The sequence below is a fragment of the Ruminococcus sp. AF20-12LB genome (genome assembly GCF_003478985.1).
Classification (GTDB): Bacteria; Bacillota; Clostridia; order Lachnospirales; family Lachnospiraceae; genus Blautia_A.
Genome location: NZ_QUGH01000002.1, coordinates 316,484 through 332,881, shown reverse-complemented (window position 1 = coordinate 332,881; position 16,398 = coordinate 316,484). Strand labels below are relative to the sequence as shown.

Annotated in this window: 17 protein-coding genes; 2 read left to right on the top strand and 15 right to left on the bottom strand. The window is 43.2% G+C overall.

Annotation, left to right across the window (positions count from 1 at the left end):
- Positions 1 to 2: 2 nt before the first annotated feature.
- The 6 genes from lepB to DWX61_RS04215 form a co-directional block, all read right to left on the bottom strand.
- Positions 3 to 560, bottom strand: coding sequence for a signal peptidase I (gene lepB / locus DWX61_RS04240; RefSeq protein ID WP_118623957.1), 558 nt, complete (start codon positions 558 to 560; stop codon positions 3 to 5).
- A complete protein-coding gene (locus tag DWX61_RS04235; protein WP_118623955.1) occupies positions 544 to 1,512 on the bottom strand; it encodes an RluA family pseudouridine synthase in 969 nt (322 codons plus the stop codon). The genes lepB and DWX61_RS04235 overlap by 17 nt, the downstream gene beginning before the upstream one ends.
- A gap of 12 nt (positions 1,513 to 1,524) precedes the next feature.
- A complete protein-coding gene (locus DWX61_RS04230) occupies positions 1,525 to 2,145 on the bottom strand; it encodes a hypothetical protein (RefSeq protein WP_118623953.1) in 621 nt (206 codons plus the stop codon).
- Positions 2,108 to 3,982: a YgiQ family radical SAM protein gene (locus tag DWX61_RS04225; protein ID WP_118623951.1), complete on the bottom strand. Its 1,875-nt coding sequence runs from the start codon at positions 3,980 to 3,982 to the stop codon at positions 2,108 to 2,110. The genes DWX61_RS04230 and DWX61_RS04225 overlap by 38 nt, the downstream gene beginning before the upstream one ends.
- Positions 3,983 to 4,028: 46 nt before the next feature.
- Positions 4,029 to 4,841 (bottom strand): GTP pyrophosphokinase, encoded by an 813-nt coding sequence (locus tag DWX61_RS04220; RefSeq protein ID WP_118513526.1) that lies wholly within the window; start codon positions 4,839 to 4,841, stop codon positions 4,029 to 4,031.
- A 278-nt stretch (positions 4,842 to 5,119) separates the two neighbouring features.
- A complete protein-coding gene (locus DWX61_RS04215; RefSeq protein ID WP_118623949.1) occupies positions 5,120 to 6,565 on the bottom strand; it encodes an aminoacyl-histidine dipeptidase in 1,446 nt (481 codons plus the stop codon).
- A gap of 82 nt (positions 6,566 to 6,647) precedes the next feature.
- Here DWX61_RS04215 and DWX61_RS04210 point away from each other — a divergent pair, with 82 nt between their 5' ends.
- Entirely contained in the window at positions 6,648 to 7,583 is a 936-nt protein-coding gene (locus tag DWX61_RS04210) for a hypothetical protein (RefSeq protein ID WP_118623947.1), read from the top strand.
- On the opposite strand, the gene DWX61_RS04205 is transcribed toward DWX61_RS04210, so the two are convergent.
- The 5 genes from DWX61_RS04205 to DWX61_RS04185 form a co-directional block, all read right to left on the bottom strand.
- A complete protein-coding gene (locus DWX61_RS04205; RefSeq protein WP_114002511.1) occupies positions 7,560 to 8,198 on the bottom strand; it encodes a F0F1 ATP synthase subunit B family protein in 639 nt (212 codons plus the stop codon). The genes DWX61_RS04210 and DWX61_RS04205 overlap by 24 nt on opposite strands.
- A 12-nt stretch (positions 8,199 to 8,210) precedes the next feature.
- The gene (coaD, locus tag DWX61_RS04200) at positions 8,211 to 8,705 is read right to left on the bottom strand and encodes a pantetheine-phosphate adenylyltransferase (protein WP_118513520.1); all 495 of its coding nucleotides are present in this window, start codon (positions 8,703 to 8,705) and stop codon (positions 8,211 to 8,213) included.
- A 15-nt stretch (positions 8,706 to 8,720) separates the two neighbouring features.
- Complete coding sequence (gene rsmD, locus DWX61_RS04195) at positions 8,721 to 9,269, bottom strand: 16S rRNA (guanine(966)-N(2))-methyltransferase RsmD (protein ID WP_118513518.1); 549 nt, start codon at positions 9,267 to 9,269, stop codon at positions 8,721 to 8,723.
- The gene (locus tag DWX61_RS04190) at positions 9,266 to 9,661 is read right to left on the bottom strand and encodes a methylglyoxal synthase (RefSeq protein WP_021976563.1); all 396 of its coding nucleotides are present in this window, start codon (positions 9,659 to 9,661) and stop codon (positions 9,266 to 9,268) included. The genes rsmD and DWX61_RS04190 overlap by 4 nt, the downstream gene beginning before the upstream one ends.
- A gap of 202 nt (positions 9,662 to 9,863) precedes the next feature.
- A complete protein-coding gene (locus DWX61_RS04185; RefSeq protein WP_330674866.1) occupies positions 9,864 to 10,742 on the bottom strand; it encodes a DNA/RNA non-specific endonuclease in 879 nt (292 codons plus the stop codon).
- Positions 10,743 to 10,939: 197 nt separating this feature from the next.
- Between DWX61_RS04185 and DWX61_RS04180 the strand changes: the two genes are divergently transcribed.
- The gene (locus tag DWX61_RS04180; protein WP_015524906.1) at positions 10,940 to 11,170 is read left to right on the top strand and encodes an alpha/beta-type small acid-soluble spore protein; all 231 of its coding nucleotides are present in this window, start codon (positions 10,940 to 10,942) and stop codon (positions 11,168 to 11,170) included.
- Between the two features lie 368 nt (positions 11,171 to 11,538).
- Here DWX61_RS04180 and DWX61_RS18870 read toward each other — a convergent pair whose 3' ends face one another.
- The 4 genes from DWX61_RS18870 to DWX61_RS04160 form a co-directional block, all read right to left on the bottom strand.
- Positions 11,539 to 12,138 carry a DUF6465 family protein gene (locus DWX61_RS18870; protein WP_182433943.1) on the bottom strand — a complete coding sequence of 200 codons (600 nt, stop codon included), beginning with the start codon at positions 12,136 to 12,138 and terminating at the stop codon, positions 11,539 to 11,541.
- A 78-nt stretch (positions 12,139 to 12,216) separates the two neighbouring features.
- Complete coding sequence (gene recG / locus DWX61_RS04170; RefSeq protein WP_118623945.1) at positions 12,217 to 14,277, bottom strand: ATP-dependent DNA helicase RecG; 2,061 nt, start codon at positions 14,275 to 14,277, stop codon at positions 12,217 to 12,219.
- Between the two features lie 12 nt (positions 14,278 to 14,289).
- Positions 14,290 to 15,942: a DAK2 domain-containing protein gene (locus DWX61_RS04165; protein ID WP_118623943.1), complete on the bottom strand. Its 1,653-nt coding sequence runs from the start codon at positions 15,940 to 15,942 to the stop codon at positions 14,290 to 14,292.
- Positions 15,943 to 15,962: 20 nt separating this feature from the next.
- Positions 15,963 to 16,322, bottom strand: coding sequence for an Asp23/Gls24 family envelope stress response protein (locus DWX61_RS04160; protein WP_015524900.1), 360 nt, complete (start codon positions 16,320 to 16,322; stop codon positions 15,963 to 15,965).
- Positions 16,323 to 16,398 lie beyond the last annotated feature (76 nt).

The following is a 16,398-nucleotide window of genomic DNA, read 5'->3' as shown; positions in this document are numbered from 1 at the left end:
CTTTAATTTAGAAGTTTGATGGATGGGAAATAACGGATCTCCGCTTTTCCGACGATCTGATCAAACTGTACATATGTATTCTGCCAGTATCGGGAATCCTTGGAATTGTTACGGTTGTCTCCCATCATAAAGTAACAGTTTTCCGGTACTTCGTATGGTCCGAAGCTTCCAAGAGGAGTTTCCGGCACAAAGGAATCATCCAGAGGTGTCTCTGAATCATTGATATAAACTTTACCATCTTTGATCTCTACTTTATCTCCTGGAAGACCGATGATACGTTTGATGAACAGTTGGGACTCATCATCCGGATATTTGAAGATCACAATGTCAAAGCGTTCCGGATCTTTCCATTTTTTTGAGATCTCGTGACCAAATACATCCATATTCAGACCATAGGCCAGACGATAGCCAAAGATACGATCCCCGGTCATAATGGTATTTTCCATAGATTCTGACGGGATCTTTGCATTGATCAGTACTACATTGTTGATAACCAGGACTACAACTACCACGATGATGATCATCTTGACGTAATCCCATATTTCATTCCAGATTTTCATAATAACTCTCCTCCAACTTTTCCTCTTTTAGTGTTCTGAGAAAGATTTCCGGAAGCGGTGCCGTAAAGACCTTCCCGGATAAATATGACAGGCTTCCTTTCATAGATGGAAACTCCATTCGAAAAGAATGAAGTAGCTGTCCTTTCAGTTTTTTATCGGCTTTTCCATATTTGGGATCACCAACAATCGAATGTCCCTCCGAAGCAAGGTGGGCACGAATCTGATGTGCACGTCCTGTGATCAGTTCAACCTTAAGAAGGGTACGGGTTCCATTGGTGCCCAACGGATAATACTTTGTTTCCACTGGCAGGTCATTTTCTTTCTCTTGTTTATAGATGGTTACTTTGTTGCTTTTTTTATCTTTTGCCAGATAACCTTTGATATATCTTTCTTCTTTTAAAACTCCCTCCACAAGACAGAGGTAATATTTATGAAGTTCCCTGGACTTGAACATCCCTGAAAGTTCCTGCAGACCGGAAAGGCTTTTGCCTGCCGCTATAAGTCCGCTGGTATTGCGGTCAAGGCGGTTGCATACGGAAGGACGAAAGGTTCTCAGATCATTCTCTGTAAGAGAGCCATTTTTCAGAAGATAGCCGGTCAGATATTCTACCAGTGAAGGGGTTCCGTCATCAGCAGGCTGAGAAAGCATTCCTGCCGGTTTGTTGATCAACAGGATATTTTCATCCTCGTAAATGATATCCAGAGCATAATGTGCCCGTGGAGCAGAATCATTTCCGCTGAATTTTTCAAATGTTTCATCACTTAAAAACAGTTTTACATGATCTCCTGAAAACAGCTTTTCATTCCCGGTGGCTTTTTTTCCATTGAGCGTGATATTTTTTTTCCTCATCATTTTGTAGAAAAAGCTCTTTGGAGCTTCACGGAGAAGCTTGGCCAGATATTTGTCAAAACGCTGTCCGGCCTCGTTTTCGTTAATGATAAATTCTTTCATTATATAATGCTCCTACAGACAGATTGCCAGGATCGTATGTTTGATCAGTTCTTCTCTGGAAAGATCCGGGTATCGTTCATCCGGTGTGAATTTAATCCCGTTTCTCAGAGATTCTTTGTGCTCATTTATGGAATCCAGACGTTCCAGATAGGGCTTCAGGTCCTTCAGGATCTTTACATCTACTTTATATCCGTTTTTACGGATGATTTTCTGTGACTGCTCTGCAAGGTAGGTGATATCTGCTTTTGGATCACTGGTATAACCTACTACTGTATTTCCGCACACGGCAACAGCGTCAAGATAACCGCTTTTCTCATAAAAAGTCATGTACATTTCATAGGACATGACCAGGTCTCCTGCATGTTCGCAGATCTCTTTATAGATCTTTTCATCCATAGGATGACGTAACAGGATCATGATCAGGCTTACCATGGATTTACAGCCTGGCAGACAGCCTACTACGGTCAGAACCGTCCAGACTGTCATTCTTGTTCCGTTGACGGCCCACGCCACAAAGAAAATGAGCAGTGGAAGCGAAAATAATCCTGCGGTGATCAGGAGTCTTCGTTTTTTTTCGCTGTTAAAATAACCGAAATCACCTTTTTTTGTTTTTCTTTTTCTGGTATCTTTCATGTGCCGAACTCCTTGTCTGTGTTTTTTTGGCCTTTTTATGAAGCTCTCTGGGGCGGATCAGACATTTCGGTCCAAAGCCGACCAGATCCATACGTCCGGTCATCTTAAGTCCTTCCAGGACAAGTTCGCGATTTTCCGGATTTTTATACTGCATCAGTGCTCGCTGTATTGCTTTTTCATGTGGATTTTTTGGCACATATACCTTTTCGCCTGTCAGCGGATGGATTCCTGTGTAATACATACAGGTAGAAAGTGTTGATGGCGTTGGATAAAAATCCTGAACCTGCTCCGGTGTAAATCCGAGATCACGGACGTATTCCGCAAGTTTCACGGCTTCCTTCATTGTACACCCGGGATGGGACGACATGAAATACGGAACGGCATATTGCTGTTTACCAGTCCGCGCATTTGCTTTTTCATATTCCTTCAGAAAGCCCTCATAAACCTCGTGCCTGGGCTTGCCCATAAACTTCAGGACTTCATCGGAAACATGCTCCGGTGCTACTCGCAGCTGACCGCTGACGTGATATTTCACAAGTTCATTAAGAAAAGTTTTATCCGGGTCTGCCATCAGATAATCAAACCGAATGCCGGAACGGACAAAAACTTTTTTGACTTTGGGAATATTCCTGACTTTTCTGAGAAGCTGAAGATAATCCTTGTGGTCTACCGTCAGATTCTTACACGGAGAAGGAAACAGGCACTGCCGCTCCTTGCAGACTCCTTTTGTCAGCTGCTTTTTGCAGGAAGGATAACGGAAATCAGCCGTGGGGCCTCCTACATCATGGATATAGCCTTTAAAATCCGGATCCTCTGTCATCTTTTCAGCTTCTTTCAGAATGGAATCGTGACTTCTTGTCTGAAGGATACGGCCCTGATGAAAGGTCAGCGCACAGAAATTACAGCTTCCAAAGCATCCTCTGTTGCTGGTCAGACTGAATTTGATCTCTTTCAGTGCCGGAATCCCGCCTTCTTTCTGATACATGGGATGATATTGTCCTGTATAAGGCAGATCGTAAACATCATCCATTTCCATCTGCGTCAGAGGCTGCGATGGTGGATTCTGTATCACATATCCACGGTTCCCATAAGATTCTGCCAGAGGCTTTGCTGTAAATGGATCTGTGTTTCGGTACTGAATGGCAAAGCTGTCCGCATAAGATTTTTTATCGGTCTGTACCTGTTCAAATGACGGAAGGACCACCGGATCGTAAACCCTGCTGATATCATGGCTTTTAAAAACCGTCCCTGCCACATATGTGATCTCCTGGACCGGAATCCCGCTTTGCAGGGCTTCTGCGATCTCCAGGATGGAATGTTCCCCCATTCCATAAGAGATCAGATCCGCACCGGAATCGATCAGAATACTGTGCTTGACCTTATTTTCCCAATAATCGTAATGTGCCATTCTTCGAAGACTGGCTTCGATCCCGCCAAGAATGATAGGCGTATGTTTATAGGTCTGCCGGATCAGATTGCTGTATACAACAGAAGCCCTGTCCGGTCTTAATCCCATTTTTCCTCCTGGAGAATAGGCATCTGTGCTTCGGTGCTTTTTGGAAACCGTATAATGATTCACCATGGAATCCATGTTTCCTGCTGTAACGAGAAAACCCAGGCGCGGTTCCCCGAACACCTGGATGCTCTCCTTCTTTCGCCAGTCAGGCTGAGGGATCATGCCTACACGATATCCTCTGCTTTCCAGAAGACGTCCAATGATCGCAGATCCAAAAGACGGATGATCCACATAGGCATCTCCTGTCACGTAGACAAAATCCAATTCATCCCAGCCTCTTGACTTCATATCTTCTCTTGTAACTGGTAAAAAATCCTGCATTTATAATTCCTCGTATGTAAGTGTATTAGTACTGTCTGCTCTGTGTTCATATGCTGTGATGGACTGCCTGGGCACGATAACCCTCTGCAATAATATCCAGCTGCCTGTGGAAGCGTTCCAGCTGACGCAGATCCTTGGTTTTGAATACCCGCAGGAACTCATCCTGTATTTTGCTGACTTCCCGTTCACTGGAAACACGGTAGAGATTTTCAATATTATTCAGAATATCCTTTACAAGATTGGACTGCATCTGAGATGAATTCTGAGCATCCATGATCTCGTTGCGCACAGAAGACATTTCATGATCCAGCGAAATGATCGCATCGGATGCTTTACTAAGACGTTCTGCTACATGAGGAGGCATATCACCTTTGTATTTATACTGAAGGGAATGTTCGATCGTTGCCCAGAAATTCATTGCCATGGTACGGATCTGTATTTCTACCTGAAGCCGTTTCGGCCCGTTAATAGTCTCCACTGTATAATAAAGGATCATGTGATAACTCCGGTAACCGCTCTGCTTGATATGCGTCAGATAGTTCTTTTCACTTTTGACTTCCATATCTGTTCTTTTTCGGATGATCGCAGCAACGGTATCGATATCTTCTTCAAACTGACAAATGATCCGTACTCCTGCCAGATCTTCCATTTCTGTTTCCAGCTGTTCGATCGGGATATCTTTACGCTGCATTTTCTCCAGGATACTGGAAACGCTTTTTACTCTTCCACTGACTTGTTCAATGGGAGAATAACGATCATTTTCGTGATACTCTTCTATCATATGTTTAAACTTGACTGTCAGTTCTTTGACAGCCAGCTCGTAAGGGCACAAAATACTTCGCCATAACTGTATTTCCATGTTGCTCGCTCCTTATCATCTGCCGTCAGTCTCTTTTTTGTTTTGGTGACAGCGGCATACATTTTTTATTATAACATATGTTTTGAAAAAAAAGGGATTGTTTATCAATTTTTTATTAAAAAAATATAGAATTATTTTCCTTTTTGTGTGATGCATCCACAAATCTATATATATGTAAAATTCTGTATTTTATGAATATTTTTTATCAGGGCATAAAAATACCCTGGAGAAACCTTTCATTTCTCCAGGGTAAAAGTTCGAACATACTCCGAACTGAATCAGTCTTTCAGATTTTTGAGAACCTGTACAAGATAGTTCCATACTCTTTCTGTGGAAGCAATGCTGAGAACCTCCTCGGATGTATGGATATCCTTCATATCCGGTCCAAGGGATACACAGTCCAGTCCTTCCATTTTTTTATAGAAAAGCCCACATTCAAGGCCTGCGTGGATCGCAACGACTTCAGGCTTATGGCCATACATTTCCTCAAAAACTGCAACCATTTTATCTCGTAATGGAGATTCCTTTCTGTACTCCCATGCCGGGTATGCACCCTGTACTTCATAGTCACCACCAAGAAATTCTGTGAGATATTCAATCTTATCAGATAATGCACTGCATGCAGCGTCTACAGAGCTTCTTACACTGGAACTTGCAAAAAGCTCGTCCCTATCCAGACGGAGGATACCGATATTGCTGGAGGTTTCCACCAGGCCTTTGATGGTTCCGCTCATTTTTTGGATTCCGAATGGTACATTCTGCAGATAAAATACGATCTTTTCCTGACTTGTAGGATGAAGAACCTCTGCTGTTGCAGTACCCTTTTCTGTTATTTCAAAAGTAATGTTTTCGTCAGAACCAGTATATTCTTCACGGAGCTGCTCCTGGAGCTCTTTTGCGTAAGCTTTTACCTCAGCAACGGAATCCGTAAGAAATTCTGCGGTGCACTCTCTTGTAATGGCATTGTCTTTCTGTCCGCCTGTAAGAGAAATAAGGGCATATTCCGCTTTTTTCTTAAGTCCGTAAAGAAACCGTCCCATAAGTTTATTGGCATTCGCTCTGTTCTTGTCAATCTCGGCACCGGAATGTCCGCCCATAAGTCCACAGACTTTGACCTGTACCTTTTCTCCTTCTCCTTCTACACGCTGGGCAGGGATATGGCTGATACCGGAAAGACCGCCGGCACAGCTGATCCAGAGACTTCCCTCCGCTTCAGAATCCAGATTGATAAATCTTCTTCCCTTCAGCACGCTGCAGTCCAGACCGACTGCACCAAGAAGACCAATCTCCTCATCAACCGTGAGCAGTACTTCAAGAGGAGGGTGTGGAATATCTGTACTGTCAAGAAGGGCAAGGCCATAAGCAACTGCAATACCATCATCACCGCCAAGAGTTGTTCCGTTGGCTGTGATATAACCATCTTTTACAGAGATGTTCAAACCATCCTTTGTAAAATCATGATCTACATCCGGTCGTTTTTCACATACCATGTCCATGTGGCCCTGGATGATCACTGTGGGAGAATTCTCATATCCTGGTGTGCCTGGCTTGTAGATCACTACATTATTCAGCTCATCCTGTACATATCTGAATCCATGATCCTTCGCGAATTCCACAAGGAAATCACTGATCTGTTTTGTATTTCTGGAACCATGAGGAATCTTGCAGATTTCTTCAAAATAATGAAAAACTCTCTTTGGTTCACAATTTTCTAATACTGGCATAAATTCTGCCTCCTTCTGCTTCATAAATTCATTTGTCTTTTATAATAATCATATACTGTAAAAAAAGCAAGGACCTGTTTTTATGAAACGAAAAATAATCATATTTTTCTATATCTGCCTGTTGTTTTTTCTGCTTTTTCACCCAAAAGAAGCTCTTACCGGAGTAAAAAATGGACTTGGATTGTGGTTGAATATCATGATTCCCACTCTGCTGCCATTTCTGATCCTGACAGGAGCATTATTAAAAACTGGAAATATCCGGAAGCTTCTGAAACCATCTGCTTTCTTCTGGAAAACGTTTTTCGGGCTTTCACCTGCTGGAGCCTATGTTCTGATTCTGGGGCTGTTATGCGGATATCCTATGGGAGCTAAACTGGCACATGATCTGTACATAAACCAGCAGATTTCCCGCAGAGAAGGGGAATATCTTCTTACGTTTAGCTGCAATGCAAGTCCCGCATTTATCATTTCCTATCTTTCCGGCATACTCTTGAAAAATAAGATATCAGCAGTACAGATGATCCTCACTTTTCTGGCGGCAGATCTCTTTTGTATGCTGTTTTTCCGTTTCGTTGTATATCGCGGGCATACCGTGGACTCTGTCTGCGTAAACAAGATAAAAAAAGAGACATACCAACAGGACTCCACAGGAGCCATCCTGGATGTCTCGATCATGGACGGATTTGAAACCATCACACGTCTCGGGGGCTATATTCTCATCTTCTCACTGATACTCGCCTGTATCAGATTTTACTGGCCATTTCATGCACAAAGCTGTATGCTGTTCACAGCACCACTGGAACTAACTACCGGGTTGGAACAGATTGCCGACGCACCACTGACATGGAAAAGCAGGTACCTTGCTTCTATGATCCTGACTTCTTTTGGTGGCTTTTGTGTCATGGCTCAGACAAAAAGCGTATTGGAAAACAGTTTGTCACTGATCCCCTACGCTATTTCAAAATGTCTGAACGCCAGTGTGATATTCCTGATCCTAGTTTTCTCCGATATCGTCTAACAGATCTTCGTCTTCTTTTGTTACAGAAGAACTGTCATCATCCTGGAAGGTATTGGAGATTGCCGCTGCCTGAGCAGTCTGTGGTGCAAGCTCCTGACGATTATGATTAACAACCTCAAGGCAGCTCTGCAGAGCATCAATAAATGCTTTATATTTACCACCGGCATCTTCAAGTGTCTGGTTCAGGACAGAACCGATATTAGCCATCATATCATCCGTGTATGTGATCGCACTGAGACGAATGCTGTTTGCATCCTGTGTTGCAGAATCAAGAATCTCCTGAGCCTGCTTATTTGCAGCATTTATGGTCTCATTTGCCTGTGCATATGCTTTCTGCATGATCTCATGCTGTGTAACCAGTTCCTGAGCTTTGGCCTGAGCATCTGCGATCAGACTGTCAGCTTTAGCCTGAGCATCCTCAAGGATCGCATCCTTATTGCTGATGATCTTCTGATAACGTTTGATCTCATCCGGAGTTTTCAGACGAAGTTCACGTAAATACTCCTCAATCTCTTCTTTGTTCACTACGATCTTGGTAGTGGAAAGAGGCTGGAATTTACAGCTGTCCACATACTCTTCAATCTCCTGAATAATCTGTTCAATTCTGCTGCTCATAATACACTCTCCTTATTTCTCTGTTTCTCTTTTTTTCAATTTCTCTTCGACTGCATCCGTAATCTCACGTGGAGCGAATTTGCTCAGATTTCCTCCGAAATTAGCAACTTCTTTCATGATCGTGGAGCTTAAGTATGCATATTCCAGACTGGTTGTAAGAAAAACGGTGTCCACATCCGGTGCCAGAACACGATTAGTCTGGGCCATCTGCAGTTCATATTCAAAATCCGTGACAGCACGAAGCCCTCGAACGATCACCTGGGCATGGTTTTCCCTGGCAAAGTTCACTGACAGGCCCTCGAATGCTTTCACCTCCACATTCGGGATATCTTTTGTCGCCTTTGTTAGTATCTTAACACGTTCTTCTACAGAAAACAACGGACTTTTTGCAGAATTATGCAAAACTCCCACTATAACCCGGTCAAATGAAATGCTTGCCCGCTTAATGATGTCAAGATGGCCATAGGTTGCCGGGTCAAAGCTTCCCGGGTATACTGCTGTTATCATATGTCTGTCTCTCTTTCATTTTTTTAGGAAAACATGCTTGTTGGTTTTATATTCCTTGGAACGTACCAGACGATATCCAAGGTCCTCTACATAAGAAAAATCCGTATGCAGATCTTCCTCCACAACGATCAGCGTGTTTTCATCTGCAAGAGTGCTGTCAGCCAGATACTCAAGGACTGGTTGTTCCAGATGCTGTTCGTATGGTGCATCCATAAAAATACAGTCAAATGGTTCTCCGCCTTCCAGTGAACGCAGTGCCTGAAGCACATCCATGTTCAGCAGTTTACCACCATCCGTGAGTTTTGTAAATGAAAGATTTTCGCGGATACAAGTACATGCTTTGGGATTTTTTTCAACAAATACAGCATACTCGGCTCCACGGCTCAGAGCTTCAATACCGATCGCTCCGCTTCCGGAAAACAGATCCAGAAAACGACAACCAGGTATTTCAGGCTGGAGAATGTTAAAAAGAGTTTCCTTAATACGGTCTGTTGTTGGTCGTGTCTCATTTCCGGGAATGGTTTTTAAGTTCAATCTACGTGCTTTTCCTGCTATGACTCTCATTTCAGATTTAATCTCCAATCCAGATCACCGCGGGCCAGTCCAAGGATCAGAAGTTCCGCAGTGGCAATATTTGTAGCAACCGGAATATTGTACTGGTCGCAGCGTTTGACAATGCTCATGATATCCGGCTCTGCCGGGTCCATCATGACAGGGTTATAAAACAGGATCACCATATCCAGATCCTGACGTTCTACCATCTCCATAAACTGTTTGTCTCCGCCTATACTTCCGGCAAGAAACTTGTGAACGTGAAGACTGGTTGCTTCCTCAATTCTTCTTCCTGTTGTTCCGGTTGCATATACTTCATGTTTGGCAAGGATATTCTTGTATGCAATACAGAAGTCTTCAATCAGAACTTTCTTACTGTTATGCGCAATAATTCCTAAATTCATAATTCACCTCTCCATTCTGCCCTTGGGTTACATCCCTTTTCTCCCCTTTATATAGGTAAAATCATATAACTCTGTAACTGATTCTAGCATAACGCCCAAAAAAGTGCAATTTAATTCGTATAAATTCATGAAAAATTAATATTTTCTGTTGCTGAGAACGGAGTGAACAGTAACTATTTTCTCCGACTTTGCTTCATATACCCTATTCTTCCCAGCTGTTTCCTGTAGTATAATCAATTTCAATTCCCGGCTGTATGTTATAAATGAAAACATGGAAAGATATCTTCTGGTCTTTAACGGATTCGGCTTCCATTTCCACACCTCGGGCTACCAGTTCATCTCCCTTAAAAAACGGAGTCACACGATACATACAGGGATTTCCTGTACTGTGCACATAATCTGCAACTTCATTTTCAAAAGGAAGCATTCCGGTTACATTGAGATATCGGGTTCCTGTGATAAGATTTTTCTTGTTTGCATTCTCACCAGTCAGCTGATACCCGATAAGATGGCAACGATTATACAGATACCTGCCATCTACATTTTCATATTTTACAGTATGCCATCCTGTAGGCTTTACCATTCCGATCGCTCCTCGCTCTTCATCAGGCATCAGCTCCGGTGTGATCTTGGATTCTGCATAACCGCAGCGTCCCAGAGAATCCAGTTCACTGTAAAATTCGTATGCAGGTCCTGCGCTTTTTTCATCAGAAAAAGATGGTACATTTCCATTGATCTCCACATATGGACTGTCGCTGTATTCCGGAATCTGATCCAGAGAAACAGATTCTGTCTGCTCTCCTTGCTTCGCCTGGGATTGTTTCAGCAAACCTGCCACTGCATCGGAAGCGGATTCCGAAACATCTTCCCAGAGGATCTGTGCATTTTCTTCTATATATGTAAGAAATACCTGTCCGAAGATCCGGCTTTGATCTTTTACCTCTTTCAGGCTCCGCGGCGGCATCCATCCATTACATACTGCAAGGATAACACACAGAATAATAGCTGTGAGTATTTTTCGCATGGGCTGTTTTTTTCGTTTATATTTTCGTTTGTATGTAGGATAACGTTTCTTTTTCACGGGACCCCCTTATTTTTGTCTGACAGATATTATATGTTGTGCAGAAATTATTATAACTTCTGTTCCTGTAAAAAAGCAACCATACATTCTGTTTTTTATATTTTTGATTTCCTTTAACTGCCAGTGTATTATTTTACGGATTTCATATACTAGCAATGTAACATCAAAACAAACAACAACCAAGGAGGAAATGAATTATGCCAAGTAACACTTCTTCTAACAAAGCAGTTGTACCGGAAGCAAAGGGCGCACTTGACCGTTTCAAATATGAGGTAGCAAACGAGCTGGGTGTTCCGCTTACAGACGGATACAACGGAAACCTGACTTCCAAACAGAACGGATCCGTAGGCGGATATATGGTCAAAAAAATGATCGAGGCGCAGGAGCGGCAGATGTCCGGCAACTCCCAGGGCGGACAGCAGTACTAAATCTGTGCGCGCAGGTAGTTTTATTGCTATGCTGAGTTGATCTAAGCTCATGCAAAAAAAGATGCTGTCTGACAGAACTGAAAAACTGCCAGACAACATCTTTTAATTTTATATAAAAAGAGATCTTATTTCATAAACATATCCACACATTATACAAATAATAAGATCCAAAAATCTTAAAATCCTATATTTATTTACAGCAATTCCTGTACTTTCCGATTACATCTGCTGATGCTCCGAAAACAGTTTTGCAGTCATCATGCTATTCTCATTTGGTCAAATACACAAAAGAAATAGCCTGCTACAGATTTTCTCTATAGCAGGCCATCTTACATACTCTTTTATATACTTTTTATCAGAGACTCTTTTTACAGTCCGATAAATCCTGTAACATCTCCGTTGATCACATAATGTGCACCATTATCTTCCGGTTTAATGTAGATTTTGAGATCTTTCAGTTCAGAGGCTTTTTTGCCCATGTCCTCTGTCCAGATCTTTTTGATCCTGTCAGCAACCTCTGAAGTATGTATCTCCTTGCCCCAGTACTGAACATATACTTCTGTTACTGGCTCAGCTTTCTTAGCTGCTGTTTTTCGTGTTGTTTTAGTCGCTGTTGTCTTAGCAGCCGTCCTGGTTGTTGTTTTCTTAACTGCAGTAGTTTTTCGTGTTGTTGTCTTCCTGGCAGTTGTTTTCTTAGCCGGTTCTTCTGATTTTACAGCTGTTGTTTTCTCTTCATCAGATTTTACTTCTGCTGCTTTTTCTTCTACTGGTTTCTCAGCAACAGGTTTTACCTCTGCTGTCTTCTCAGCTACTTTTGTCTCTACAGATGCTTTTGCATCGTCTGTCTTCGGTGTCTCAGCCTTAACGGCTTTCTCTTCGGATGCGGTTACTACAGATTTTGCAGGAGTCTCGCTTACTGAAGCCGTTTTTACGATTGTCTTGGTTGCAGCTTTCTTTGTTCTAGCCATGTTTATAGCCTCCTTACAAGGGATTTGTTAATCTTTTCTCGAATTTTAGGATATCACTTTTTGTGAAAGAACGCAAGGTTAGATCCCCAGATTTTCCAGTTCTTCACTCATATACCCCTTGAGATGTTCCTTTAAAGCCTCATGCTGAGGCAGGATAAGATCAAAATCCAGTGCCAGGATCTCACCGGCTGCTTCACTTGCATTCTTCAAAATCCCGGCATCATTGTAGATATCACCAATCTTAAATTCCATCAGTCCGCTCTGGCGGATACCGAAAAGATCTCCTGGACCCCGAAGCTTCAGATCTTCTCCGGCTATATAAAATCCATCATTGGATTCATTGAGGATCTTCAGGCGTTTAGAAGTATTTTCTTCATTATTTCCCTGGATAAAAATACAGTATGACTGATGCTCTCCACGCCCTACACGGCCCCGAAGCTGATGAAGCTGGGCAAGCCCGAAACGTTCTGCGTTTTCTACCATCATAACGGTAGCATTTGGCACATTCACTCCGACCTCCACAACTGTGGTAGATACCAGCACCTGGATCTCGCCGGAAGCAAAAGCCTCCATGATCCTGTTTTTCTCTTTTGGCTTCATCTTTCCGTGAAGAATCTCTACGCTGATCTCTCTCGGCAGGACCTCCTGAAGCTTTCTGGCATAATCTGTAACATTCTCTGCCTCCAAGCCTTCGCTCTCTTCCACCATAGGACAGATCACATAAGCCTGCCTTCCCATCTGCACCTGCTTTTCAATAAAAGAATACGCCTTGGGACGGTAGGAAGTTCCTACTACGCAATTCTTGATCGGAAGTCTTTTTGCAGGAAGCTCGTCAATGATCGAAATATCCAGATCTCCGTATAAAATGATCGCCAGTGTCCGGGGAATGGGGGTTGCGCTCATAACAAGTACATGAGGCGGATTTCCTCTGGTCGTCAGCGCTTCCCTCTGGCGAACGCCGAATCTGTGCTGCTCATCTGTGATCACAAGCCCCAGATTCTTATATTCCACCTTTTCCTGGATCAGAGCATGAGTTCCGATGATCACATTCACTTCACCGTCTGCAATCTTCTGATAGATCTCACGCTTCTGTCTGGCTGTGGTAGATCCTGTCAGAAGCACCGGATGGCAGGAAGCGATATTCTGTTCTTCCATCAGCCTCAGAAAGCCTTCGTAATGCTGATTTGCCAGAACCTCTGTCGGTACCATCAATGCACTCTGAAATCCATTCTCTGCTGAAAGTACCATAGCTAAAAATGCGATCACGGTCTTGCCGCTACCAACATCCCCCTGTACAAGCCTGGACATCAGCTTATGACCGCTCAGATCCCGTTCGATCTCATGCCAGACATTCTTCTGGGCTCCGGTCAGGTCATAGGGAAGCCCTTCTATGATCTCCTCGGTTGTCCATACTGGTTTCATAGGAAACGTGTTTGGAGCCTCTTCTGTTTTCTCCTTCAAGAGCTGTATTGCCAGCACAAAAAGCAGAAATTCATCGAATACCAGACGTTTCCTGGCTGTGAGAAGCTCCTGCATATTTTTCGGAAAATGGATAGTCCGGATCGCATAATTGGCATCTGCGAGCTGATAGCGTTCCCGTATCTCCTCCGGCAGATATTCCCCATGGAGAGGCCTTGTATCCAAAATCTGATGGACCAACTTCGTGATCATCTTGTTGGAAAGTCCTTTCGTCAGACCATATACAGGCTGCATACTGTGAATGATCTCCTCATAAGCTGCCGGGGTAAAAATCTCCGGATGTTCCATCTGCGGACGGCCTTTTTTTCTGATGATCTTTCCTCTGAGGATAAACACACTGCCCTTTTTGAGTGTTCCCCTCAAATAAGGCGCATTGAACCAGGCAACCGGTAATCGGCCGCTTGCATCTGCCACAGTTGTTGTCAGAACCTGGAGATTGCGTATCTGGTTAATATAAATACCTGTTGCTATAGTGGCACGGATAGAGACTGTTTTGTTCTCCTCTGCTGATGCAATCTCCACAGGCTCCTCATATATATCGTAAGTCCGCGGATAATAACGGAGAAGCTCTTCCGCAGTCGTGATCCCGATCTTCTGGAAAAGCTTCTCTGTTTTCTCACCCACGCCTTTTAATTCACGCAAAGGTGTCTTTTCATTCATTTTTTATACTCTTTATTCTACAGAAATCAGATAGTAGTAGATCGGTTGTCCGCCCTGGTTCAGCTCAACCTCGCACTCCGGATATTTCTCAGTAAGAGAATCAGAAAGTGCCTCTGCATCTTCTTCCGATACATCCTCACCATAGTAAACACTGATGATCTCAGATTCCTCGTCAACCATCTCTGCTACCATCTCCTCTGCTACCTGAAGTCGATCCCTGCCTACTGCAAGGATACCTGCATCACCGATTCCCATGATATCTCCCTCATGGATTTCCTTGTCATCAATGCGTGTGTCACGAACTGCATAAGTAATCTGTCCGGTTTTTACTCTGGATATAGCATCTGTCATGGAAGCAAGATTCTCCTCGCCACCTTTTTCCGGAACAAAGCTGATCATTGCAGAAATTCCCTGTGGGATTGTCTTGGTTGGTACTACAATGATCTCCTTATCCTCAGTCAGATCCCTCGCCTGATTTGCTGCAAGGATAATATTCTTGTTATTCGGGAAAATATAAATTGTTTTTGCATTTACTTTCTCAATAGCATTGAGCATATCTTCGGTACTTGGATTCATAGTCTGGCCGCCTTCGATCAGATAATCTACGCCAAGTTCACGGAAAATCTGAGAAAGTCCCTCGCCTACGGATACGGAAATAAAGCCATGATCCTTAGGAGGTTCCTTGTTTTCTGCCTGTTCTTTTGCAAGTTTTTCCGCATCTTTGATCAGTTTTTCCTGATGTTCTTCTCTCATATTGTCAATCTTCATGCGGGAAAGCTGACCATACGTGAGTGCGCGTTCAAAAGCCTGTCCCGGATGATTGGTGTGCACGTGTACCTTGACAATCTCATCATCAGCCACCAAAACAATGGAATCACCGATGGAATCCAGAAATTCACGGAAACGGTCGATCTCATCCTGTGGAAGCGGTTTTTCAAGAAGAATAATAAATTCTGTACAATATCCAAATTTAATGTCTGCCTCTGCCTGAGGAGAAATTTTTGTGATCTTAGGAGCTACTGTTTCAAACTGGGAATAATCCACTTCTTTTCCATGATATCCGTCGATGGCACCACGGAAAACTTCCAGAAGTCCCTGTCCACCAGAATCCACAACACCTGCTTCTTTCAGGACCGGAAGCATCTCCGGTGTTCTGGCAAGAGTTTCCTCTGCATGCTGAAAGATCCCGTCGAAAAAAGCATCCAGATCTTCTGCCGCATCAGCAAGCTCTGCTGCTCTGTCTGCTGCAGCTCTGGCTACAGTAAGAATGGTTCCCTCTTTTGGTTTCATAACTGCCTTGTATGCAGTCTCAACGCCTCGCTCCATAGCTGCGGCAATGGCAGGTGCATCCAGATCCGTAAGTTTACGCACACCTCTGGTAAATCCACGCAGAAGCTGTGACAGGATAACACCGGAATTACCTCTGGCTCCACGAAGGGAACCGGAAGAAATTGCCTTTGCCAGGGATTCCATATCCGGATCTGTAAGAGCACCTACTTCGGAAGCAGCAGACATGATGGTAAGCGTCATATTGGTTCCTGTATCTCCGTCAGGTACAGGAAACACATTCAGTTCATTGATCCATTCTTTCTTCGCTTCCAGATTTTTTGCTCCGGACAGAAACATTCTGGAAAGTATTTTAGCATCTATGGTTTTGTTATTCACCACAAGTTCCTCCTCTAAAACTAATCTATTGCACGTACGCCCTCAACCATAATGTTGATTTTCTCAATCTCCATTCCTGTAAAGGCTTCGACTTTATATTTTACATTGTTGACAAGATTGTCCGCAATAGTACTGATATTCACGCCATATGCTACGATGACATGAAAATTCAGCCGGATCTTGTTATCATCCGTGATCTTAACACTGATACCATGTTTCAGGCTGTCAATACGCAAAAGCTTGACCAGGCCATCCTTCATACTGATAGCTGCCATTCCGATGATGCCAAAACACTCTACCGCCACACTGCCGGCATAAGTCGCAATGACATCCGTATCAATTACAATCTGACCCAATCCGGAATCTATACGTCCATTCATATGGTTACCTCCATTGTTTCATTCAGATTAAATTATATAAAACTATTATAACCTTTTTTTTACGATTACGCAATGA

Excerpts from the sequence above, each read along its gene's own strand:
- DWX61_RS04190 (WP_021976563.1), bottom strand. The coding sequence starts at position 9,661 with ATGAATTTAGGAATTATTGCGCATAACAGTAAGAAAGTTCTGATTGAA.
- DWX61_RS04210 (WP_118623947.1), top strand. The coding sequence starts at position 6,648 with ATGAAACGAAAAATAATCATATTTTTCTATATCTGCCTGTTGTTTTTT.
- DWX61_RS04235 (WP_118623955.1), bottom strand. The coding sequence starts at position 1,512 with ATGAAAGAATTTATCATTAACGAAAACGAGGCCGGACAGCGTTTTGAC.
- recG (WP_118623945.1), bottom strand. The coding sequence starts at position 14,277 with ATGAATGAAAAGACACCTTTGCGTGAATTAAAAGGCGTGGGTGAGAAA.
- DWX61_RS04220 (WP_118513526.1), bottom strand. The coding sequence starts at position 4,841 with ATGGAAATACAGTTATGGCGAAGTATTTTGTGCCCTTACGAGCTGGCT.
- DWX61_RS04230 (WP_118623953.1), bottom strand. The coding sequence starts at position 2,145 with ATGAAAGATACCAGAAAAAGAAAAACAAAAAAAGGTGATTTCGGTTAT.
- DWX61_RS04180 (WP_015524906.1), top strand. The coding sequence starts at position 10,940 with ATGCCAAGTAACACTTCTTCTAACAAAGCAGTTGTACCGGAAGCAAAG.
- DWX61_RS04225 (WP_118623951.1), bottom strand. The coding sequence starts at position 3,982 with ATGCAGGATTTTTTACCAGTTACAAGAGAAGATATGAAGTCAAGAGGC.
- lepB (WP_118623957.1), bottom strand. The coding sequence starts at position 560 with ATGAAAATCTGGAATGAAATATGGGATTACGTCAAGATGATCATCATC.
- DWX61_RS04160 (WP_015524900.1), bottom strand. The coding sequence starts at position 16,322 with ATGAATGGACGTATAGATTCCGGATTGGGTCAGATTGTAATTGATACG.
- coaD (WP_118513520.1), bottom strand. The coding sequence starts at position 8,705 with ATGATAACAGCAGTATACCCGGGAAGCTTTGACCCGGCAACCTATGGC.
- DWX61_RS18870 (WP_182433943.1), bottom strand. The coding sequence starts at position 12,138 with ATGGCTAGAACAAAGAAAGCTGCAACCAAGACAATCGTAAAAACGGCT.
- DWX61_RS04215 (WP_118623949.1), bottom strand. The coding sequence starts at position 6,565 with ATGCCAGTATTAGAAAATTGTGAACCAAAGAGAGTTTTTCATTATTTT.
- rsmD (WP_118513518.1), bottom strand. The coding sequence starts at position 9,269 with ATGAGAGTCATAGCAGGAAAAGCACGTAGATTGAACTTAAAAACCATT.
- DWX61_RS04205 (WP_114002511.1), bottom strand. The coding sequence starts at position 8,198 with ATGAGCAGCAGAATTGAACAGATTATTCAGGAGATTGAAGAGTATGTG.